19 protein-coding genes and 2 pseudogenes are annotated in these 22,116 nt (G+C 38.2%); 7 read left to right on the top strand and 14 right to left on the bottom strand.

All coding sequences use genetic code 11. The features are described from left to right. The first annotated feature begins 19 nt into the window (after nucleotides 1-19). Nucleotides 20-715, top strand: a complete 696-nt coding sequence (locus LKW28_RS12865) for an aspartate/glutamate racemase family protein (RefSeq protein WP_229140771.1) — start codon at nucleotides 20-22, stop codon at nucleotides 713-715. A 110-nt stretch (nucleotides 716-825) separates the two neighbouring features. On the opposite strand, the gene LKW28_RS12860 is transcribed toward LKW28_RS12865, so the two are convergent. Together LKW28_RS12860 and LKW28_RS12855 are read right to left on the bottom strand one after the other, a co-directional pair. Then, on the bottom strand, nucleotides 826-1,692 hold the full coding sequence (locus LKW28_RS12860; protein ID WP_229140770.1) for an RNA polymerase sigma-70 factor: 867 nt from the start codon (nucleotides 1,690-1,692) through the stop codon (nucleotides 826-828). A 15-nt stretch (nucleotides 1,693-1,707) separates the two neighbouring features. Further along, nucleotides 1,708-2,982, bottom strand: coding sequence for a phytoene desaturase family protein (locus LKW28_RS12855; RefSeq protein ID WP_229140769.1), 1,275 nt, complete (start codon nucleotides 2,980-2,982; stop codon nucleotides 1,708-1,710). A 140-nt stretch (nucleotides 2,983-3,122) separates the two neighbouring features. Between LKW28_RS12855 and LKW28_RS12850 the strand changes: the two genes are divergently transcribed. Next, a complete protein-coding gene (locus tag LKW28_RS12850) occupies nucleotides 3,123-3,482 on the top strand; it encodes a Lin0512 family protein (protein WP_229140768.1) in 360 nt (119 codons plus the stop codon). Between the two features lie 65 nt (nucleotides 3,483-3,547). Here LKW28_RS12850 and LKW28_RS12845 read toward each other — a convergent pair whose 3' ends face one another. The 5 genes from LKW28_RS12845 to LKW28_RS12825 form a co-directional block, all read right to left on the bottom strand. Next, a complete protein-coding gene (locus tag LKW28_RS12845) occupies nucleotides 3,548-4,288 on the bottom strand; it encodes a type II toxin-antitoxin system Phd/YefM family antitoxin (protein ID WP_229140767.1) in 741 nt (246 codons plus the stop codon). A 236-nt stretch (nucleotides 4,289-4,524) separates the two neighbouring features. Continuing rightward, nucleotides 4,525-5,157 carry a nitrite reductase gene (locus tag LKW28_RS12840; RefSeq protein ID WP_267497996.1) on the bottom strand — a complete coding sequence of 211 codons (633 nt, stop codon included), beginning with the start codon at nucleotides 5,155-5,157 and terminating at the stop codon, nucleotides 4,525-4,527. A 56-nt stretch (nucleotides 5,158-5,213) separates the two neighbouring features. Continuing rightward, nucleotides 5,214-7,646, bottom strand: coding sequence for a heavy metal translocating P-type ATPase (locus LKW28_RS12835; RefSeq protein WP_229140766.1), 2,433 nt, complete (start codon nucleotides 7,644-7,646; stop codon nucleotides 5,214-5,216). Nucleotides 7,647-7,717: 71 nt separating this feature from the next. Further along, complete coding sequence (gene copZ / locus LKW28_RS12830; protein ID WP_229140765.1) at nucleotides 7,718-7,924, bottom strand: copper chaperone CopZ; 207 nt, start codon at nucleotides 7,922-7,924, stop codon at nucleotides 7,718-7,720. 66 nt (nucleotides 7,925-7,990) lie between these two features. Continuing rightward, nucleotides 7,991-8,323, bottom strand: coding sequence for a metal-sensitive transcriptional regulator (locus tag LKW28_RS12825; protein ID WP_229140764.1), 333 nt, complete (start codon nucleotides 8,321-8,323; stop codon nucleotides 7,991-7,993). 505 nt (nucleotides 8,324-8,828) lie between these two features. On the opposite strand from LKW28_RS12825, the gene yidC reads away from it, so the two are divergent. After that, entirely contained in the window at nucleotides 8,829-9,620 is a 792-nt protein-coding gene (gene yidC, locus LKW28_RS12820) for a membrane protein insertase YidC (protein ID WP_229140763.1), read from the top strand. Between the two features lie 110 nt (nucleotides 9,621-9,730). Here yidC and LKW28_RS12815 read toward each other — a convergent pair whose 3' ends face one another. From LKW28_RS12815 to LKW28_RS12790, 6 genes and pseudogenes are all read right to left on the bottom strand, one after another. After that, the gene (locus LKW28_RS12815; RefSeq protein WP_229140762.1) at nucleotides 9,731-12,076 is read right to left on the bottom strand and encodes an ABC transporter permease; all 2,346 of its coding nucleotides are present in this window, start codon (nucleotides 12,074-12,076) and stop codon (nucleotides 9,731-9,733) included. A gap of 1 nt (nucleotide 12,077) precedes the next feature. Further along, entirely contained in the window at nucleotides 12,078-12,839 is a 762-nt protein-coding gene (locus LKW28_RS12810) for an ABC transporter ATP-binding protein (protein WP_229140761.1), read from the bottom strand. Between the two features lie 133 nt (nucleotides 12,840-12,972). Continuing rightward, nucleotides 12,973-14,235, bottom strand: a complete 1,263-nt coding sequence (locus LKW28_RS12805; RefSeq protein WP_229140760.1) for a HAMP domain-containing sensor histidine kinase — start codon at nucleotides 14,233-14,235, stop codon at nucleotides 12,973-12,975. Further along, nucleotides 14,232-14,921 (bottom strand): response regulator transcription factor, encoded by a 690-nt coding sequence (locus tag LKW28_RS12800; protein WP_229140759.1) that lies wholly within the window; start codon nucleotides 14,919-14,921, stop codon nucleotides 14,232-14,234. Before LKW28_RS12800 ends, LKW28_RS12805 begins: the two co-directional genes overlap by 4 nt. Nucleotides 14,922-15,075: 154 nt before the next feature. Beyond that, nucleotides 15,076-16,506 (bottom strand): annotated as a pseudogene (locus tag LKW28_RS12795) (MFS transporter). A 168-nt stretch (nucleotides 16,507-16,674) separates the two neighbouring features. Next, nucleotides 16,675-17,025 (bottom strand): annotated as a pseudogene (locus LKW28_RS12790) (pyridoxamine 5'-phosphate oxidase family protein); the annotation flags it as partial. A 126-nt stretch (nucleotides 17,026-17,151) separates the two neighbouring features. Between LKW28_RS12790 and LKW28_RS12785 the strand changes: the two are divergent. Genes LKW28_RS12785 through LKW28_RS12770 form a run of 4 tightly spaced genes read left to right on the top strand, consistent with a single transcriptional unit; the run spans nucleotide 17,152 to nucleotide 21,390 of the window. After that, a complete protein-coding gene (locus LKW28_RS12785) occupies nucleotides 17,152-18,285 on the top strand; it encodes an ABC transporter ATP-binding protein (RefSeq protein ID WP_229140758.1) in 1,134 nt (377 codons plus the stop codon). Further along, nucleotides 18,285-19,199: a carbohydrate ABC transporter permease gene (locus tag LKW28_RS12780; protein WP_229140757.1), complete on the top strand. Its 915-nt coding sequence runs from the start codon at nucleotides 18,285-18,287 to the stop codon at nucleotides 19,197-19,199. Before LKW28_RS12785 ends, LKW28_RS12780 begins: the two co-directional genes overlap by 1 nt. Continuing rightward, nucleotides 19,196-20,008 carry a carbohydrate ABC transporter permease gene (locus LKW28_RS12775; RefSeq protein WP_229140756.1) on the top strand — a complete coding sequence of 271 codons (813 nt, stop codon included), beginning with the start codon at nucleotides 19,196-19,198 and terminating at the stop codon, nucleotides 20,006-20,008. Before LKW28_RS12780 ends, LKW28_RS12775 begins: the two co-directional genes overlap by 4 nt. Nucleotides 20,009-20,025: 17 nt before the next feature. Beyond that, complete coding sequence (locus LKW28_RS12770; RefSeq protein ID WP_229140755.1) at nucleotides 20,026-21,390, top strand: ABC transporter substrate-binding protein; 1,365 nt, start codon at nucleotides 20,026-20,028, stop codon at nucleotides 21,388-21,390. 59 nt (nucleotides 21,391-21,449) lie between these two features. Here LKW28_RS12770 and LKW28_RS12765 read toward each other — a convergent pair whose 3' ends face one another. Beyond that, nucleotides 21,450-21,710: a metal-sensitive transcriptional regulator gene (locus tag LKW28_RS12765; protein WP_229140754.1), complete on the bottom strand. Its 261-nt coding sequence runs from the start codon at nucleotides 21,708-21,710 to the stop codon at nucleotides 21,450-21,452. Between the last annotated feature and the right edge of the window lie 406 nt (nucleotides 21,711-22,116).

Raw genomic sequence — 22,116 nt, 5'->3', positions numbered from 1 at the left:
TTATAAGGCGGATGATAACATGAAAAAAATAGTAGGTATCATGGGTGGAATGGGGCCACTTGCAACAGTAGATTTAATGTCAAAGATCATTCATTTAACGCCTGCTAAGAGCGATCAGGATCACATTCATATGATTGTCGATAATTACCCGCAAATACCGGACCGTACATCCGCTATATTCGGGAAAGGTGCATCCCCCCTCCCTTCTATGATTGAATCTGCAAATAGATTAGAAGCTGCAGGTGCAGATATGATTGCAATAGCCTGTAATACTGCTCATTATTATCGAAATGACATTCAAGCTTCGGTCAATATTCCGATTTTGGATATGCCAAAAGAAGCTGTAAGATTCATAGAAAACAAAGGATTAAAAAGCATGGCATTGTTAGCTACTGACGGCACCTTATCAACAAATCTATACCAAGAATCCCTTCGCGAACAAGGAATTGCTGTTGTGGAGCCAGATAAAATGACACAAGATAGGATTATGGAAGGAATTTATGCTGTAAAAAGTGGTGATCTCGATGAAGGAAAAAAGCTTTTACTTCAAGCAGCGAAAATAGTACTTGATCAAGGAGCAGAGGCAATACTAGCAGCTTGCACTGAAATTCCGCTTGTATTGAGTGAATTGGATGGGATTAGAGTAATAGATCCAACAGAAATCTTAGCGAAAACGATTGTAGATCGCTGTTTGGTACCAACGTTTTTAGAATAATTGAAAGTACGAAGGAGGTTAGGCACATATGCTTAACCTCCTTCGTTGTTGAAACCTGCAACATATTATTTGGATTCAGGCATCTGAATCAGATGGCATCATTTATACCATTATTCATTTAAATGTATGAGTTTATCGGGGTTTGAGACCATGTACAAATTGGATATTTTCCCATCGCTTACCTCAAAAGAAATGACATAATCGACATTTCCATCAATCATTATGACGATACCGGGATGGCCATTCACATTTTTAATTTGGTAGGATGCATTTTGTGGAAGCCTTGTAATGATGCCCGCCAAGAAACGTGTAATATACTCGCTGCTAACGATTGGCCGCAATGCAGCTTTAACCTTCCCGCCACCATCGGAATAGAAGACTGCATCCTTTTTTAACATGGCTTGAACCAATTCAATATTTCCATCGAGGACAGCCTGCGCAAATTTTTCAATATACGTTTTGGATTGATATTCATTGGGCTTTACTGCATCCCTTTTGTCCATGATTCCCTTCTTGGCCCGATGGAAAATCTGTCGACAATTCGTACTGCTTTTCTCTACTATTGAAGCAATATCATCATAATCATATTGAAAGATCTCACGCAAAAGAAAAACAGCTCTTTCATCTTCAGTTAATTGTTGCAATAGCAACAAAAATGCCATCGAGATCGATTCCTTTTTTTCTAAGGAAATAGAAGGGTCGTCTAAGTCATCTCCAACAATGGGTTCTGGTAACCACGGTCCGATGTAGACCTCACGCTGTTTTGCTGCTGAACGCAGCTTATCGATGCACCGATTTGTCACGATTTTACATAGATATGCCTTACTATTTTTTATTTTTGAATCATTGTCCACCTTGTCAAACAAAAGAAATGCCTCATGCACAATGTCCTCAGCATCCATAACACTTCCTAACATCCTATATGCTAGTGAGAAAAGTAATGGTTTATAAGTTTGATAAGCTTGGGCCGTATCCACAATCAATCCCTTCTCTCATACTAAGATTTTACTTTTTTCTAGAATTTTTGCAGCTGCCCTCTTTCCGCTCGCAACAGCCCCATCTGCCAATAATTCTTCATGACTTGCCCAATCTCCTGCAATGTAGAGCCCCTGAGTTGATGGAACTTCAGGACCTGCTGGACCCAATCTATCAACTCTTGGGAAATCATACACGACGGTGATTTTCGGCAAAAATTGTTGTGTGAGAAGCGCATTTCTCCACCCTGGATGGAGGAGATCCATTGTTTCTTCCATTTGTTCCTTATTTGCATGGGGATCATAATCTGGGCATGACGGATCATGATACCTTACTACATGAACAACGACATTTCCTTTCTTACAAACCTTAGCTGCCCTTGACTCGTTCGTAAAAAAAATCGGCTGATCCAAGCCTAATACAAATTGATGGTCAGGATTTGGCAAATGGGTCAAACAGAGATCCAGAGCGCTCGCTGTAATCGGAACCGCCTGCTCTTTCCAAAGTGATAGTGATGAATTTTCTATTAAGCGACAGGCTTCATTTGGAGGTACTGCCAGGATAACATTCTCAGCATCAATGGTTTCACCATTTGCAAAGTGAATTGTTTTTAAGGGATGACGGTTTTCTACGCTTTCCACCCTACTATGATTTCTTATTTTTACACCTAGATTTTCTGCTTTTTTTCTTAAATCCGAAACGATGGTTTCCCAACCACCATCAACATAAATTACACCCGTTTTAAGTGATCTTTGAAGTTGCCTTAATACGGCACGGGCTTGTTGAAGTTCTGGTGCATGTGTATATGTGGCTGTACGACATAACGCGTAAAAATGATGTCTAATCATCGGACTTTTAATTTCCTTTTCTGCCCAATCTCTTATACTAACTGGCATTATCTTATCTATATTCATTTTCCAAATCTGAATGATCAACTGAGTAAATTCGAATTTTTCTGACCAGGAAAAAAGGGGGGAGCTAAGCAGTGAACCAATACCCGTTGCAAAGGGAATCACTTTGTTTTTCCAAATACCATGCGTTTGTATAAGCGCGTTTTTCCCACTAATTTCAACACCCAGCTCTTTAAAAATGGTCATGGCTTCTCCACCTTTATAAAGTGCATGAGCACCGATATTAAACAATGCACCGTTTACGTTATGGGTCATAGACCGCCCGCCGAGTCGGTTCGCTTTCTCAAAAATAATGACATTTTTACCTTCCTTAGCCAAATAATTAGCTGCTGTTAATCCTGCCAATCCACTACCGACAATTGCTACATCAACCTTTTCCATACAACTTCCTCCTTCATATCGTTCTACACTCAAGACGATTAACAGAGGGATTTTGTGACAGATTAAAAGAGTATTTTCACATTCATTTGCAATTCTTTTGGTAAGATAAAGGTATTACTTAATAACGAGGTGTCTAATTGATGGAAAAATTAATGTTTATCGAAACGGGCATGGGTATTGATGTCCATGGTCAAAATATTACGAAGGCAGCTGTTCGTGCTGTAAAGAATGCAATTCACTTTAACTCAATGCCTGGAATTCGGTCTGTGCTACCAGGAAATAGCTTAGATAACATGGTAGTGAATGTAAAATTGGCAGTCCCATGTGATAAAGAACAGTTAGATATCGAGGAAGTTAAAAGAGCTATCCCGTTTGGAAAAGTCTCTGTGGAAGTTATGGACGGTGGAATGCTAACAACAAGCGGAATCGTCATCGAGGAAAAAGGCGATCAAAATGATTTAATGTACATCGTTGTTGCATCAGTCGAGGTAGGGTACTAGGGAAGAGTGGGACACGTGGTTCCCTTTCCGCCAAAGTTGGTGGGAAACGGAATCACGTGTCACTGTTATGTTCTAAAAATTCTTCTAATTTCTGCACTTAGTCCTTTAAAGATGAATGACTGGACAGCCTCGTTATTCTTGTAGGTGGCACTGTTACTGATATTCAGATCCTCAAATTGATAAACCGTTACCTCTTTATTGTCTGGATTTACAATCCAGTACTCACCTACACCAGTGGACATATAGAGATCAAGTTTTTTTATGAGATCCTTACTCCTTGTACTTTTCGAAAGCACCTCGACAACTAGTGATGGAACCCCTTTATAATAATCATTTTCATTTAAATTTTCTTCTAAATCACATATCATCATCAGGTCCGGCTGAACGATATTAATATTTTCCGGTGTTCTTTTTAGCTCAATATCATATGGAGCAACCAACGGTGTACAGCTTGTTCCTTGGAAAAAGTTATAAAAGAGCCCAAATAACTCAGTAATCGCTATTTGATGAGCAGTTCTAGGAGAAGCGAGCAAATAGATTTCACCATCAATATACTCGTACCTTTCATCTGATTCCTGTTGTAATGTAAGAAATTCCTCATATGTCGACTTTTTCTCATCATAACTATATTCTTTTGCCTTTTCATGTACCATATCTGGCTGGATTTTATTTTCTGTTGCTGTTTCTTTAACCGCTGTTAGTTTGGCAATTTCTGTACCGTTGCGGGTAATGACAATCTCCTCTTGTGCTGCAAGCATTAAATATTTTCCAAAATTGTTTTGCAGTTCCGTTGAGTTTACAATCATTTCAGCTCCACCTCACATTAGTTAAAATAGCTAAATTAGCTAACCTTATTATATGGTATTGATTTTCCATTTTCAAGGGTGGACGATTGGTTGATAAAAAATATCAGACACCAAAATGGCATCTGATATTCCGTCAATGTTATTTACTTGTTTCCCTTCGAACGATTGGAGCTACTTCCGTTGCGGTTCACCGTCTCGGGGTTTAATCGGAAGTAATTCATGTAGTGAGTGTCCCTTTATATAACAGACTTTTTTATGTTTTCTAAACCATAACGAGTTACAAACTTAGAAAATTGTTCTCTCTTCTTCCCCTGTTCAGCATAGATTGTAATTATTTTTTCAACCACTTCATATAAGTGTTCCGGAGTTAGCTGCTCCATTAATAATGTACCTGTTTTGGCGTCTTTGCCTTTGGCTTTTCCACCAATATATAAATCATATCCATCTCTTACCTTCATCACGCCGATATCATTTACCAAAGGTTCACCACATCCTACCGGACATCCGGTATAAGCCGGGCGAATCGTAAAAGGAACTTGTTTTCCTGCAATACGCTTATTCAGTTCGATGGCTACAGGCATTCCTTCTTCTTCCGCACCTTTACAAAAATTACAGGTCCTTAAGCTTTTTACGAAATTACCTACCGGATAACAAGCTAACCCTACTTCCGCAAATTTTTCTTTAACCAATTCAACTTCACTTTCTAGTACTTCAATATATAGCTGCTGAAAAGTTGTTAACTCCAGTTCGTCACCATCATTCATGTACTCAGCAATGACAACAAGTTGCTTGGCATTTAATTTTGCACCTAATGCAATTCCACCGTTTATAGCCAGTTTAACCTTTTTTTCCGCTTGATCCACAATCATTCTCACATCCTTGGATGGGTTGAGGGACAGGGACAAGGAACCTGTCCCCCTTGTCCCTATTTTAGTTTGACTCGTTGTAAACGTAATGCGTTCAGTACGACCGATACAGAGCTGAATGCCATTGCCGCGCCTGCTACCCATGGGGCTAGGAATCCGATTGCAGCGATTGGAATTCCAATCGTATTATAAGCAAATGCCCAGAATAAGTTTTGCTTAATATTTCGCATTGTTTTGCGACTCATTAGTATCGCATCTGCAATGCTATTTAGATCACCGCGAATAAGTGTGATATCTGCCGCTTCCATTGCAACATCGGTACCCGTGCCAATGGCCATCCCGATATCGGCAGTAGCTAGTGCTGGGGCGTCATTGATGCCATCACCGACCATTGCCACTTTTTTGCCCTGCTGTTGCAGCTTTTTCACTTCTTCTGCTTTACCTTCAGGAAGTACTTCCGCAATAACTTGATCAACGCCCACTTCTTTCCCAATAGCCTGCGCAGTTCTTTCATTATCCCCCGTCATCATAATGACATGAATACCCATATCATGTAAGCGGCGGACAGCTTCTTTAGATGTATCTTTAATGGTATCCGCTACGGCAACTAGACCTGCATACTTCCCATTAATACCAGCCAGCATCGCTGTTTTACCATCACGCTCTAATTTTTCCATTACAGGTAAAACCGTTTCAACATCAATGCCGTATTGCTGCATTAGTTTACGTGTTCCAATGACAATCCCCTGACCCGAAACTGTTGCAATGACACCATAACCCGGAACCGCCTCAAAGAATTGAACATTCCAAAGTTCAATTCCTTTTTCTTGAATTCCTTCAACAATCGCTTGCGCCAATGGATGCTCGGATTGCTTTTCCGCAGCACCGATCAGTGATAAAAAGGTCTCTTCAACCTGACCCTTTGCTACTAGAACATCTGTTAAAACTGGTTTACCATGGGTTACAGTACCGGTTTTGTCAACTACTACTGTATCAATACTTTGAGTTTGCTCTAAGTGCTCCCCGCCTTTGAACAGAATACCAAACTCTGCTGCACGACCAGATCCCGCCATAATAGAAGTCGGTGTAGCGAGTCCTAGTGCACATGGACACGCGATAACCAAAACTGCAATTAACACTTCAAGTGCCGGTGTAAACTCTCCAGGACTTACCCATATAATCCATACTAGAAATGTCAGAATAGCAATCCCAACGACGATTGGAACAAAAATACCAGAAATTTGGTCTGCCAATCGTTGGATAGGCGCTTTCGAACCTTGTGCATCCTCTACAACTTTAATGATTTGGGCTAATGCTGTATCGCGTCCCACTTTTGTGGCTGTCATTTTGATAAAGCCATTTTTATTAATTGTTGAACCATATAAGACGTCACCCGAGGCTTTATCGACCGGTAAGCTTTCACCTGTTAACATCGATTCGTCAACCGCAGTTGTCCCTTCGACTACTTCACCATCAACAGGAATTTTTTCACCTGGTTTTACCAAAATCGTATCACCAATTACAACCTCTTCTAACGGAACTTCTTTTTCAACTCCATCACGTACAACGATCGCTGTTTTTGCCTGAAGCCCCATCAATTTTTTAATTGCTTCAGATGAACGCCCTTTTGCTCTTGCTTCAAATAATTTACCTAATAGAATAAGTGTGATGAGCACAGCACTTGTTTCAAAATACAGGTGCGGCATATGGTGCGTTCCAGCTGTAACAATCGCTTGATATACGCTATAAAAATAAGCCGCTGAGGTACCCATTGCAACGAGTACATCCATGTTTGCACTTCCATTACGAAGTGCTTTATAAGCTCCTACATAAAACTGTTTCCCGATTATAAACTGCACCGGTGTTGCCAAGATGAGTTGAATCCATGGATTCATTAAGAAATCGGGTACATATAAAAACGATGTGAAGGTAAAGTGTCCAACCATCGTCCATAATAAAGGTAATGATAATATCACTGAAAAAATGAATTTTCGTTGTTGATCTTTAATGTGTTTTTCACGGTGGTCTACAGGTTCTTTATCCTCTTGCTTCTGGTGTGCACCGTAACCGAGTTTTTCAACTTTTGCAATAATGTCTGCAATCGTTACTTCCGAAGGATTAAATTCAATCGTTGCTCTTTCAAGCGCTAAATTGACGGTTGCATTTGCAATGCCTTCCATCTTGTTTAACCCTTTTTCAATTCGGGTCGAACACGCTGCACAAGTCATGCCTGTAATATCAAATTCGGCTTTTTGTTTCACAACACCGTAGCCAAGTGCTTCAATTTTCTTTTCAAAATCTGCTTCACTCAGTTTTGATGGGTCATATTTTATTGTTGACTTTTCAAGTGCAAGGTTAACGGATGCCTGTTCAACACCTTCCATTTTATTTAACCCTTTTTCAATACGGGTTGAACACGCTGCACAAGTCATACCTGTAATTTGTATGCTCGCTTCTTTGAATTTATCAGCTCCTGCTGCTGCGGTACTCATAATTGATTACCTCCCTTATACCTCACAGGGGTATATTTTCACGAAAATGAGAGAGTGCTATGAAAGCACTCTTATTCTACGTCATATCCTTGATCGTCAATCGTTTCTTTAATTTTATCAAGGGATACTTTGGATTCATCAAAGGCTACTTCAACTAAAGCTTCGTCTAATTTTACCTTTACCTCACTAACTCCTTCTAACACACCAACGCTGCCTTCTACAGCTTTTACACAATGTCCGCATGACATTCCTTGTACGTTTAAAGTTACAGTTTGCATATTAAATTCTCTCCTTTAATCATTTTTATTTTATACTCCATAGGGGTATATCTTGCTTAAAAAATTTTACTTCTTCATTAGTTTTTGGATGGTTACTACTAATTCGTCCAGAACCTCATTGTCACCTTCGGACAGACGATCAACGACACATCCTTTTAAATGACCTTCCAAAAGAATCTTGGCTACACTATTTAAAGCAGATTGTGTTGCAGAAATTTGGGTAATCACATCATCACAGTATACGTCTTTATCAATCATTCCCTTGATGCCCCGAATTTGACCTTCGATACGGTTTAATCGAGTCGTGAGATCCTTTTTTACACGTTCGGGATGATGACTTTTACGACCGGACGTTCCGCAATCAGTATGACAAGCTGCATCATTAGCCTTGTTTTCCATAGCACAACCTCCTTATTTGACTCCATCATAGCATACCCCCTTAAGGTATGTAAAGTGACAACTTTTTAAACAATTTAAATTCTTGGAGTGAGAGCATCCTTTTAACTTCCATAAATTATTCTTAGTACATCTATTCGATTTCATGTATAGTAAAAGTATTGATTAACGAAAAGGGGTGACAATCCTTTGTTGTTAGATTTATTAATGTTGGACCCTGAATTTTATACTTTAATGGCACTTAATGTTAATCTCTATATCGGTTTAATGCTCATTTTACTATCTGCACGGAGGGTTGAAATTGGTTTTGGTTCACCCTTATCCGATATCACAGATATACAAAACAGTAAAAGTAAGAGATTTGATATAAATAGGAGTCTTTTAATTCAGTATTTTATTACTAGGAGAATTACAAGATCTATACGAAATCGAATATGTACGGGTGATGATTCTGATAGCTTTGTTTCCTTTTATCTTAACAGTTAAATTCAACTTTTAAGGAGGAAACATGAAAAAATATCGCTCTATTACCAATCTTATTGTCATTTTTATCGCACTTACTGCATTGCTATCCGGATGTGGAGTAAATTCTACTGGCGATAATCAAGGATTTTTTAATCAATATTTAGTGGAACCTATTACACAGCTCATAAATTTAATCGCGAATACATTTTCTGGAAGTTATGGAGTAGCCATTATTATTGTAACCATCTTAATTCGTTTGATTATGATGCCGTCCATGTTGAAGCAGTATAAAAATCAAACAGTGATGAAAGAAAAAATGGCCATTATTAAGCCAGAAATGGAATTGATTCAGAAGAAAATAACAGAAGAAACAGATCCGAAAAAGAAACAAGACTTACAACGGGAAATGATGGGGCTTTATCGGCAGCATGGAGTTAACCCTTTAAATATGGGGTGTTTGCCACTGCTGATTCAAATGCCTATTTTAACTGGACTCTATTATGCCATTCGTAGTTCGGCAGAAATTTCGCACCATACGTTTTTATGGTTTAGTCTAGGGCATCCCGATTTATTGTTAACAATCATTGCGGGAGTCATTTATTTTGTCCAATTTATAATCTCGCAGCTAAACATGACGGGAAATCAGCAACAGCAGATGAAGTTCATGGGTTTAATATCACCCATTATGATTGTTGTCATTTCATTCAGAGCTCCAGCGGCGTTACCACTTTATTGGGCCGTAGGCGGAATCTTCCTAGCCATTCAATCGTTTATCGGTCAGCGCCTTTATCGAAACAAGTCGGTAGAGACAGTTGTAGAAAGTAAACAAATTTAACAGGTTCATTTAGGCCAATCCCGAATGGGATTGGCCTTTACTATTTCAGGGTCAGTACTTCCGTTTCTAATTGGTAAAAACTAGGTAAACACAGGAACCGTCCCCCCGTTCTATTCTGTTATCAAACCATAAGCAGAGATTTTTTTTATTCTTCGAGAGACTATCATTGAGACTATATAGGCTAATAGAAGAATGCCTGCACATAGCAAGAGAATGGTCGGTAAATGAATGATAAAATTTAAACGTTTTACTCCTGCACTTGAGAGTAATATGGAAAGCATAGGATTTGTGAAAAAGTAGCCAAGTACACCACCAATGGCAACACCTGTTATAATGACAGGCAGAAAGCTGATCGATATTTGATTCATCAACTGAATCGTTGAATATCCGATTGCTTTCATTACCCCAAACTCCTTTTTACGTTTAATAATCATCGTTTTGATAACGAGATACAGTATCATCACAACAACTACCACCGTAATTGTCAATACCATCACCATGACAGCAAACACTGCTGCTGTATACATTCCTGTTTGGCTCTCTATATTTTCATCGATATCTAACGTTCCAACTATTTGATCCCCGTACTTTCCTTGGACATTTTTGATAAAGTCTTTATTCGAAATACCATCCAAATAGACATACAGGGTCGTTCCTTTATAGTCAGCTTGTAATTGCTGCATTCCTTCCATTGTTAATGCAGCTACCTGTCCTAAGTTTCCAATTGATTGACTGAGTCCTGTTACTAAATAACTTTTTGCTTCAGTCCCATATTCTACTTCAATTGTATCCCCAATTCCTTTATTAAGTTGGTTTGATACAACCCAGGAAATCGATATTTCATTTTCATATTTTGGCTGACGCCCTTCATAGACGATATCGTTCTCTAACTGGTCAAAACGATCGGTTACATTGGTATACACGGTTTTGCCATCAATTTGAGTTGTAATTAAGTCGAATATATTCACTTTCCGCACATGGTCCATTTGTTCAATATCGCTCAACAGTTCCTTTGTATCTGTATCTGGCATAACAGTAACCATTACGTTTGATGGTTCCGAGCCGAATAAGTTAATAAACGCGGTTTTATCTGAAGCAATATTGTAATATAGGACTATTGAAAAGACCGAAGCAAACGTTAAAGCAATCATGATTACAAGAATCATGATATTTTGTTTTGCATTCGCTAGCATCGATTTAATCGCAAGTAAAAAATGCAGACCACCTTTCGCTTTTTCCAAAGGGAAGAAATTTTTTCTAAAACTATGGGTCTGAATACCTCCACGAAGTGCAGCAACAGGAAAAATCTTGCGAACACGGAAGGCAGAGAGTAATGTAACGATTACTACACATAAAATAACTAGGAATATACTCACTAAATTAGCGATTAAATCAAAGCTTTGATGCCAAATTAAACCGGATAAAGAGGAAATAATCCCGCCGATAAAAGGCATTAGACTATATGAAAATGCAACCCCCGCCAAACTGGCACTTAGGGCGATTAAGATAAACTGCAAAATGATTGATGAAAGAATCTGCCCGCTTGTATAACCAATTGCTTTAAGGGTTCCGATGTTGGTCATTCCATCTTCAATGCTATTTGAAATACGGAATCGAATGACAATCAGTGAAACAATCACAATAATAGCTGCAAAAACGACTAATATGGTCGCAACGATGTTGATGGTCATTGTACTTACACTTTTAACCAATTCAATATCCAATCCCCAAATATACGAAGTAGATTCTCCTACAACAGATTGCGGAAATTCCTTCGTAAAGTCATTTAGCAACTTCGAAGATTGAGTTTTGTCAGTCATCAACGCGGATATAATCATCCCTTTTGATTGCTCGTCTAGTTTGTTGACCAATGCTTGATAGGGTCCCTCTGGTAGCATAAATTTCATAACTCCGATGTTACTTGTCCCCATTATAGTTGTTTCTAAGAATCCGGCAATTCGATATTCATAATCCCGATCTTGATAGGTAAGGATAAATTTGTCACCCAATTCATAATCCCCGTTTGTTTTAAAACTGTAAGGCACATAAATATCATTTGAACTTGTTGTATCAAGCTTTTCAATCAATTTTAGCGGTCCAATACTGCGATTATGATCTGCATTAAAAATTGCGATACTACTATTTAATTCACTATTGCCAAGTTTAAATGTAGCGAGGCTCATGATGACAATTTCTTCAGTTTCTGTCTCTGTTACACCGGAATAGTTTGCTAGGAAGTCTTCATAAGTCGAGTCATAACTAAACTGATCCATCATAATCGTGACATGGGGATCTTTTAATTGTTCAACCTTGTTATCAAAAAACGGATTTATTTGAGTAATGACCATGAGGCCAATATTAAGTAGCAGTGCCGCAACCAAAATAAAGATAAATAAAGAAACTGTAGCTGATTTGCTTTTCCTAATATTCGCCAAAGCTAGATTTATAATCTTCACCTTACCACCCCATTTCAGCAAGAAAATGTTTTAACTTTTTATGGCGTTCGAAATTTTCATTCTCATTGTGAGCATCTAGCCGCAAGTCACCGCAAATAACTCCATCTCGCAAATACAGAATTCTATTTCCGCGCAAGGCCGTTTTAATGTCATGAGTTACCAAGACAATACTTTGTCCCTTCAGATTTACATTTGTGAATACATCTAAAACACGATCACTTGCCGTTGAATTTAATGCTCCAGTTGGTTCATCTGCAAATAAAACCTTTGGATTGTTAATGATGGCTCTAATAATCCCGACTCGCTGGGCCTCACCACCTGAAAGCTGTGCAGGAAATTTAGACCATGAGTCTTCATGAATCCCTACTTGTGTTAAAAGCTCTTTCGCCTTTTTGACGAGTTCCCGCTTATTTTTATTGACTAAAAGCCCACTTGCAAGGACATTATCAAGTACACTCATATTATCCAGTAAATAAATCTGTTGGAACACAAACCCACAATTCTTTCTTCTAAATATCGCTAGTTGGTCGTTGTTTAATGTGGCTATATTTTTTCCGGAAAATTCAATATCACCTAATGTTGGTTTATCCATCCCGCTAATTGCGTAAAGTAGCGTCGATTTCCCAGATCCTGAACTCCCCATGATGATGGTAAAATCCCCTTCTACTAAACTGATATCTAGATTTTTTAAAACATGCTGTTGAATTCCACCGCTGGAAAAGGTTTTACATAGCTTCTCGGTTCTAATAATTGTGTTTGTCATGATTTATAGACATCTCCCTTTTTCACATTCATTTTCAACCAAAAGAAAAAAGACCGCAATGAAGATTACAGTCTTATCATACTAAATGAATTCTTATTAAATCTTTGTGCAATTCTTAATTGATTCTTAATTCTTATGCAAGCTTGATTTTTAAGACAACCGTAAATCCATTCTTTAGGTTAAAACAGCTAATTTGGCCATCCATATTTTCCATGAAGTACTTCGATATATATAGACCAAGGCCGGAACCATTGTTGCCTTCAACATTTTTCCCTCGATAATATTTATTGAAAAGTAAAGGTAATTCATCCTCACTAATTCCTGGTCCGTGGTCTATTATGTGGAGTTCAAGATAACCCTGGTTGATTTGAGATGTAATGGTGACTTTTGTTCCCGCATACTTATATGAATTACTGATAATATTGTCGATGACCTGCCGCATGCGCAGGGGATCCGTTAAAATAATACATGGTGGAATTGGCTCATAAAATATTTTGTGGTCATAATTGAGATTCTCAATCATATCAACCAGTATTTCGCTCGATTCTTCAGTTACCGTTAATTTTAATTGCTGAAGTTCTTCTAGGGTGGCGTGAAACATATCCGTGACAAGCAGGTTAATTTGCTCCGCCTTCGAATAAATTGTATTCACTTGCCTTATCACCTTGTCGTCTTTTGACTGCAATAGCATTAGTTCACTAACTGCTTTGATTGAAGCAACAGGCGTCTTAATATCATGACTTAATGTAGCAACAAGCTCTTTTTTACTGCGGTTCGATTCGTATTCTCTTTGACGTGCAGCATCAAGTTCTTCACGCAGTATATCGAAGCTTTCCGTGAACGCACCAAAGTAATTATTCTTGTCCATGTTTAATGGGATATCAAAATTGCCTCTTGCCACATTCGCTGCGAAATGTTGAAGCTGCCGAAAGGGTTTCAATAATGTTCTATAAATATAGGTTATGTAAAGGATAATAAGGATCATTATTAGCCCAAATATTAAACTAGTCGTTGTGATCAGTTCACTTTTCATTTGTTCTATGATTTCTAGTTCATTATTATGAATGATTATTTTTCCGACAATCTCGTTATTTTGCTTAAGGTCAATAATTGTATCCCTATTTTTTATCGCATCGTAAAGATTAGTAAAATGATAGTCTGGTGTTTGATAAATGACGTTACCTAAGTGATCTATAATTGAAATGGGTTGTTTTATGTCATTGTAAAATGTTTCCTCACTAATTTGGCCCCAATTTTTTTCAACTGTTTTCACCACATCATTTATGGCGACAAGATCCACTTCCGAACTATATTTACTATGAATCATGAATATGGACAGGACGGTGCCTGCACTAAAAACGACTATAATCGTGACAATGAATATTTTTATTCTCATTGATTGGTATCCTCTAGGACGTACCCTGTTCCCCATACCGTTTTAATAAATTGCGGTTCCTTTGGATTGCTTTCAATTTTCTCACGTAAATGCCGAATATGTACGTTAAGGGTCCCATCTCCCACAAAAGAATCTCCCCATACATTTTGAAACAATTCATCTTTTGTAATGATTCGATTTTTATTTTTTGCTAAATAGGATAGAAGTTTAAATTCCATCGTTTTTAGTTGAATATCAACACCATTTACCCGGACACGATGCAGCTTTGTATCGATCTGTATCTGTCCAAACTCTAAAACCTCTTGTTGATTGCTAGAGCTGCCGCCGAATCTTTTAAGAAATGCTTTAACCTTTGCAAGCAAGATGCTTAATGTATAAGGTTTTTGGATGTAATCGTCCCCGCCTATATTTAAAGCAATCAGTACATCGTCATCACTAGAACGTGCACTGATAAATAGAATCGGAATCTGCGTGGTCTGGCGCAATTTTTTACATAAATCAAATCCAGAAGAATCTCCAAGATTTATATCAAGAAGAATCAATGATGGTTCATGTTCTTCTAAAAATTGCTCGCACTCCACAGCACTTGTCACAAATGCCGTTTTGACATCAAACATATTAAAATATTCAGAGGTTGTTTCAGCTAAAACAAACTCATCATCAACAATCAAACAATCTAATTTCATCATAATTCTCCTCATGAAAAGGATTATCCCGCTTTGTGAGCAGGATAATTATAGTATACATTAGATTCGAAGAAATTGTGTTAATAAATGGGGCCTGACCCCCGGTGCGGTAATGTGTTAGCACGGCGGGGGTCAGGCCCCGCGAAAATGCTATTTACTTCTGGTCATCCGAATTATTTTCTACACGCTCCTCGATTTCTTTCTTTTCATCATGCCACCATAATGCTTCCTCTGGTTCGGCTAATATTCCTTTTATCTCCGCTTTCTCTTCAACAGCAGGTGGTGAACCCCGAAGTGCCTTCCCGGCAGTCTCTTTTAGAAAAATGGTTACGACAATGATACCTATATAGTAGATGCAAATATGAGATAGTAGGCAGGAACCATTTCATTCATCGTTTTGCTTATTAACCAAGCTACAAGTAAAGGTGTCGTGCCGCCAAACAATGATGCGGAAATATTAAATGTAATTGCCAATGCACCATTGCGCACACTTGTAAAAAATAGGGAAGGTAATAATGCCGGCATTGTCCCCTGAAAAGAAGCGGAGAATACGGCAAGAATCATTAAACCAAAAAATACAGATAAGGTATTTCCACTACCAATCAAATTAAATGCGGGGATACTCAAAAGAATCAACCCAACTAAACCGAATTGAATAATCTTTTTGGCTCCAATCCGGTCACTAAAATATCCCATTAACAGAACAATTGGAATCATAATCACCATTACAATCACAATCAATAAAAGCCCTTCTGCCTCTCCATATCCGAGAACAGCGGTTAAATGAGACGGCATATAAGATAAAACGGTGTAGTTTACAACAATATAAAAGAAAACAACAAACATACCGATAAGTATTGCTCTCCAATGGTACTGTAAAATATCCTTAACGGATGCATAATCATCATCGTCTGATTTGTTTTCCTCCATTGCTTCAAAAGCAGGTGTCTCCTCTAAATTATTACGCAAATAAAAGCCAATCAAACCAATCGGAGCTGATAGGAAAAAGGGAATACGCCAGCCCCAATCTAACATGGTATCCTCCCCTAAAATAAAGGTAAGTAAAGTAACAAGACCCGCTCCAGCAATGTAGCCGACTAGGGTACCAACCTCAAGACCACTTGACATGAAGCCTCTTCTCTTATCAGGTGTAGATTCAGCAATAAACGTCATTGCACCTGAATACTCTCCGCCAGTTGAAAATCCCTGGACTAAACGAGCAATAAGTAAAAGCACAGTAGCGGTAGATCCAATTGATGCATGGCCTGGGATTAAGCCTATACTTAATGTGGCTAGGGCCATTATGATTAAGGTAATCGCTAAGACTTTTTTACGGCCTAATCGGTCCCCGAGCATCCCAAAGAAAATACCCCCAACAGGTCGAGCAATGAAGGCAACTGCAAATGTTGCAAAGGAATATACCAACTGCATGGAGCCACTTACTTCTGGGAAAAAGACTTGACCAATTGTATCGGCAAGATAAGAATAAATGCCAAAATCAAACCATTCCATTACCAACAGCAGTTGCCACAACAGCTTTGCGTGCTGATTTTGTGTCAACAACGGTAATATCATCTTTTTTCAGCTTAGGCTTCAATTTTTTTTCGGTTTTGGGCTGTCATTGTTTCGGCTGTTATCCAATGAAAATCCCCCTTGTATTGATTAATTGACAATATCCTTAACCTCTCCAGAAGGGAATTAATATATTTATGAAAACTGAGTTTATCAGTGAATTGTCTGCTCTCTTATTCCAATAAAGTCTTTTAGTATAACTTTCTTCAAGGCTTTCTTCAATCGAATCAACGCTACTATTAGGAAGCTTAGCATGTTCGAATAGTATTTTGGCGGCGGATGGTAGTTTGGCTTTATCGGACCAGGTTGTTGGATCCCATAGACCTGAACGTTTAAAGGCTTTTGCACAATGTATGAAACATTCTTCCACCTCTACACCAATACCAAAAGGAGAACGTTTATCTTTAACAGCCATTTTTCCAAGCAATTCTTCATCTCTTAATATTGTCGCATTGCCATTGACTCTGAGTGTTTCTCCAAGTCCAGGAATCAAAAACAGGATACCCATTTCGGGATTTGATAGCATTTTTAAACCAACTCAGGAATATTTTGTAAGTGAATTAACAAATATCTCTAAAAAAACAACATATAGATTATTAAAGAGACCTTGGACAAATTAGTAAATTTAGGTATTTTTTCAAAAGGAAGGATTGGTCGAATGAAAAAAGTCGAGCTCATTAATATTTCGAAATCCTATGATAAGTCAACTGAAGTCATTTCAAATATCAATGTAACGATAAAACCTGGAGAGTTCTTTGTATTGGTAGGTCCTTCAGGTTGCGGAAAAAGCACGATGCTGCGAATGATCGCTGGATTGGAGGACATAACAGCTGGTGTTTTAAAAATCGGCGATAAAGAAGCAAATCTGTTGCCCCCAAGTAAGCGTGATATTTCGATGGTATTCCAGAACTATGCCTTGTATCCTCATCTGTCTGTCGAGGAAAATATCGTGTTTGGTTTACATGTAAAAAAGATTTCAAAGGATGAAAGAAAGAAGCGCTGTACGGATGTGGCAGAGATGCTGGGTCTATCTGAATTACTAAAGCGGAAACCGCGGGAACTATCAGGAGGTCAAAGACAAAGGGTCGCATTAGCAAGAGCGATTGTGAACCAAGCTCCGATTTGTTTGATGGATGAGCCTTTATCTAACCTGGATGCGAAACTGCGTGCCCATATGAGATCTGAAATTAGGCAGATCCAGCGGAAGCTTGGTATTACGATGATTTACGTTACACACGACCAGGTTGAAGCGATGACAATGGGAGATAGAATTATGATTCTACACAATGGAAAGATTCAACAAATTGGAGAGCCTATCGAAATTTATAATCAGCCTGCAAATCCTTTTGTCGCAACCTTCATCGGGTCTCCCCCAATGAACATTGCAAATGGAAAGATACATAAGGAAAAAAGAGAAATTTCAATTGGGGATCAGGTACACATAAAAGTTCCAGAACAGGATACCCATTTGTTGGACTCTGACCAAATTATTGTTGGAATTCGACCAGAGCATTTAAAACCTTACGTGAAGGAGGAAAAGAATACAAACCACATTTCGGCTGAGGTCATAAATGTAGAGGTTTTAGGCAATGAAACAATCCTCGCATTTAAAATCGAAGAAAAGCAATGGTTAGCAAAATGGAATGGGCAATGGAGAGTTCAAGTAAACCAGGTGATACCGATTGCCGTAGACTATGATTCTATTTGCTTATTTGATGGTAACACTCACGAATTGATTAAGTCCCCTTCAAACATTGAGAATCATGTGATTGATAGTGAGGTGGTCATGTGATGCAGCCTGCTTTGGAAAAACCGCAAAAAATAAGTTTTTGGAAACGATCACTGAATGCAAGAACAGCGCTTTTGTACTTATTACCTTCTATTGTTTTATTCAGTGTGTTTGTTTTCTATCCGATGTTCAGAACGATTTACTTAAGTTTCTTTCTTACGGATCAACAGGGTGAAGCGGCGCTTTTTGTGGGACTAGAAAACTACACCTATTTATTTGAGTCAGATAGTTTTAAACAAAGTACGAAAGCTACGATACTATTCGTCCTTTATACAGTTCCAGCAGGCATCATTCTTGCATTGTTTCTAGCCTTATTGGCTAATGAAAAACTGAAAGGGATTGGTTTTTTCAGAACAATCTATTCATCTACGATGGGTATTTCAGTCGCAGCATCGTCCGTGGTATGGTTGTTTCTTTTTCACCCAAGTATCGGGATGTTTAATCGGTTCTTAGGTTTATTTGGATTTAAGGACATTCAATGGCTCTTAGATCCGGAATGGGCTTTGATATCAGTGTCCATTTCAACCATTTGGTTAAATCTAGGTTTCTCGTTCTTAATTATTCTTGGAGGATTACAAAACATCGATGAACATTTGTATGAGAGTTCAAAAATTGATGGTGCAGGTTATTTTTATCGATTAAGAAGAATCACGATTCCTATGCTTTCTCCTACCTTGTTTTTTATCATCACCATATCGATGATTAATGCGTTTCAGACGTTTGGACAAATTGACATTTTAACGAAAGGCGGACCTTCGGAATCTACGAATCTTATTGTTTACTCCATCTACAAAGAGGCTTTTATAAACTATCAATTTGGAACGGCCAGTGCACAAGCAGTTTTCTTATTTATTACAATTTTAATCGTAACCATCCTTCAGTTTAAGTTTGGTGAAAAGAGGGTGCACTATCAATGAACATCCCTGCAAAAATTTTATTTTATGTTCTTTTAGTAGTTTCGGCCTTACTCGTATTTTTTCCAATTTTGTATGCGCTCATGATTAGTTTCATGGGCAGTAAGGAGATCCTGCAAGGCAGCTTTTTTCCTGAGGCCATTAACTTTGATAACTATGTCAAAGCATTTGACCGATTACCCTTGATGAAATATTTATTAAATAGTTTTATCGTTTCAGCAACGGTCATGATTGGCCAATTAATTGTATCGAGCATGGCAGCATATGCCTTTGTTTTCATTCCTTTTAAAGGCAGAAATTTTGTTTTCTTCCTATTCATTTCAACCATGATGATTCCATGGGAAGCTACCATGATCCCAAACTTTTTAACGATTCAAAAGCTTGATTGGATTAATACGTATCAGGGCTTGAATGTTCCCTTCTTCGCACTTGCATTTGGGACGTTCTTACTCCGACAGCATTTCAAGACCATTCCAAAGGAATTACACGAAGCTTCACAGGTTGCCGGATTAAGCAGATTCCAATTTTTCATAAGAGTGATTCTGCCTGTTTCAAGAACGAGTTTGGTTACGTTGGGTGCGTACGGTTTTTTAACAACATGGAATATGTATTTATGGCCGCTTTTGGTCACAAACAATGATTCTGTAAGAACCGTACAAATAGGATTAAAACAGTTACAAACGCAAGAAATGGCTACCGATTGGGGGGTGGTAATGGCAGGGGTAATGGTTGTAATTATCCCAACATTAATTTTATTATTCTTGGGTCAAAAGCAGCTGCAGAAGGGTCTGTCTCAAGGTGCATTAAAATAAGAAGGAGGTTAACGAAAGTGAAGAAATTTACAAAGCATTTTGCGATTGTTTTCATTATTGGCTTACTTTTTACCACTGCTTGTTCAAATAGCGCAAATAAAGATAATGAACCTAAGGATGACGGCGGGAAGGAACCAACTGGACCAACAGAAATTGTCTTTTGGCATGCCATGTCTGGCGCTGGCCAAGAAGCTCTTGATGAGATTGTGAATGACTTTAATACTTCTCAAGATAAAGTAAAGGTTAACGCCGAATTCCAAGGTACTTACGAAGAATCATTAACAAAATTCCGGGCTGTTGGCGGTACGAATGATGCACCAGCTCTTATTCAAACATTTGAAGTTGGAACAAAATATATGATTGACAGTGGTTTCATTGAGCCGATGCAATCATTTATTGATAAAGACAATTATGATCTTTCACAGCTTGAAAAGAATATCCTAAACTACTATACAGTTGATGATAAATTGTACTCGATGCCATTTAACTCATCTACACCTATTTTACTGTATAACAAAGATGCGTTTAAAGAAGCTGGGCTAGATCCTGAAAATCCTCCAAAAACCTTCAGTGAAATAAAAGCTGCGGCCGAAAAGTTAACAAAGAAAAATGGAGATAATACAGAGCAATACGGATTTTCCATGTTAACCTATGGCTGGTTCTTTGAAGAACTTGTTGCTACGCAAGGTGGATTATATGTAAATAATGATAATGGTCGTTCAGATGATGCAACTGAAGCCGTGTTTAACGGTGAGGAAGGATTACGCGTATTTAAGTTTTTAGATGATATGAATAAGGCTGGTACATTTGGAAACTTCGGCACAAACTGGGATGATATTCGCGCTGCTTTCCAAACTGGAAAAGTTGCGATGTATATGGATTCCTCTGCTGGAACGACAAATGCTGTCAAAACGGCCCCATTTGAAGTAGGAGCTGCTTTCATTCCTCATGCAGATGAAGTTGATAGCAATGGTGTAATCATTGGGGGAGCCTCCCTTTGGATGTCAAAAGGAATTGATGAAGCGAAGCAAGATGCTGCTTGGGAATTTATGAAGTATTTAGCAAGTCCTGGAGCACAAGCTAAATGGCATGTAAAAACAGGCTATTTTGCGATCAATCCTGCAGCATACGATGAGCAAATCGTAAAGGATCAATGGGAAGAGCTACCTCAGTTAAAGGTAACAGTCGAACAGCTTCAAGCAACGAAGCCATCTGTTGCAACTCAAGGTGCACTGATTTCCGTATTCCCTGAATCAAGACAGCAGGTTGTAACTGCCTTAGAAAACTTATATCAAGGTCAGGATCCACAGGAAGTCCTTGATAAAGCGGTCGCAGAAACGAACCGTGCGATTGAAATAGCGAATAAAACGAAGAAGAAATAAAAAAAGGCCTTCCCCCATTGCGGTATTGCGTTAATACGCTTGGGGGAAGGCACTTAAATTCACCTGCTTCTAACAAGCAGTTCCACAGCTTCTTTTACTAATGTCTCTGTATCTTCCCCTTTTTCATCTGCATGTTTGACACATGAAACGAGGTTAGAGCTTACAATTACACCAATTGTACGATCAATCGCCGTTCTAGAAGCAGACAATTGGGTAATAACATCCTTACAATCTTTATTTTCTTCCATCATTCGTAAAATGCCACGTAATTGTCCTTCAATACGTTTAATCCGATTTTTGGTCTTCTCATCATATTCCATGTTCATGTTTCCTTTCTTAAAGGTTTAATGTAACCTTATGTGACTGCATATTACAGCAAAATTTCCGAGAATTAATTAGTGAATATCCACTTACTTGAAATCCTTTACGCCTTAATATTCGAATCGCAACATTTTTCTCAAGTCTTGTTGATGCTGCAACATGAACTTTTTTATCTGGTATTTCATAACAGTACCTCGCTAAATAGGCGACAGGAATATTAATTGCATTCTCGATAACATCTTTGTATGAAATATTATAGTCTCTTACATCAATAACCTCAATATTCGTTAAGTCAACTTTTAACACATCTTTACATTGTATTCCGATTATAGGAAAGTACCTTTTGTATAGTTCCCATACTATAAATAGTAGCAAAAGACTACATAAAATCAAATGCCTACGAAC

The organism is Bacillus sp. REN16, assembly GCF_020731355.1.
Taxonomy (GTDB): domain Bacteria; phylum Bacillota; class Bacilli; order Bacillales; family Bacillaceae_L; genus Ferdinandcohnia.
Note: the sequence above shows the minus strand (reverse complement) of the source record. Positions and strands in the feature narration are given on the sequence as shown.

Coding starts and splice junctions, on each gene's coding strand:
- LKW28_RS12865 (WP_229140771.1), top strand. CDS start 20: ATGAAAAAAATAGTAGGTATCATGGGTGGAATGGGGCCACTTGCAACA.
- LKW28_RS12855 (WP_229140769.1), bottom strand. CDS start 2,982: ATGGAAAAGGTTGATGTAGCAATTGTCGGTAGTGGATTGGCAGGATTA.
- LKW28_RS12850 (WP_229140768.1), top strand. CDS start 3,123: ATGGAAAAATTAATGTTTATCGAAACGGGCATGGGTATTGATGTCCAT.
- LKW28_RS12845 (WP_229140767.1), bottom strand. CDS start 4,288: ATGATTGTAAACTCAACGGAACTGCAAAACAATTTTGGAAAATATTTA.
- LKW28_RS12840 (WP_267497996.1), bottom strand. CDS start 5,157: ATGATTGTGGATCAAGCGGAAAAAAAGGTTAAACTGGCTATAAACGGT.
- LKW28_RS12835 (WP_229140766.1), bottom strand. CDS start 7,646: ATGAGTACCGCAGCAGCAGGAGCTGATAAATTCAAAGAAGCGAGCATA.
- copZ (WP_229140765.1), bottom strand. CDS start 7,924: ATGCAAACTGTAACTTTAAACGTACAAGGAATGTCATGCGGACATTGT.
- LKW28_RS12825 (WP_229140764.1), bottom strand. CDS start 8,323: ATGGAAAACAAGGCTAATGATGCAGCTTGTCATACTGATTGCGGAACG.
- yidC (WP_229140763.1), top strand. CDS start 8,829: ATGAAAAAATATCGCTCTATTACCAATCTTATTGTCATTTTTATCGCA.
- LKW28_RS12810 (WP_229140761.1), bottom strand. CDS start 12,839: ATGACAAACACAATTATTAGAACCGAGAAGCTATGTAAAACCTTTTCC.
- LKW28_RS12805 (WP_229140760.1), bottom strand. CDS start 14,235: ATGAGAATAAAAATATTCATTGTCACGATTATAGTCGTTTTTAGTGCA.
- LKW28_RS12800 (WP_229140759.1), bottom strand. CDS start 14,921: ATGAAATTAGATTGTTTGATTGTTGATGATGAGTTTGTTTTAGCTGAA.
- LKW28_RS12785 (WP_229140758.1), top strand. CDS start 17,152: ATGAAAAAAGTCGAGCTCATTAATATTTCGAAATCCTATGATAAGTCA.
- LKW28_RS12780 (WP_229140757.1), top strand. CDS start 18,285: ATGCAGCCTGCTTTGGAAAAACCGCAAAAAATAAGTTTTTGGAAACGA.
- LKW28_RS12775 (WP_229140756.1), top strand. CDS start 19,196: ATGAACATCCCTGCAAAAATTTTATTTTATGTTCTTTTAGTAGTTTCG.
- LKW28_RS12765 (WP_229140754.1), bottom strand. CDS start 21,710: ATGGAATATGATGAGAAGACCAAAAATCGGATTAAACGTATTGAAGGA.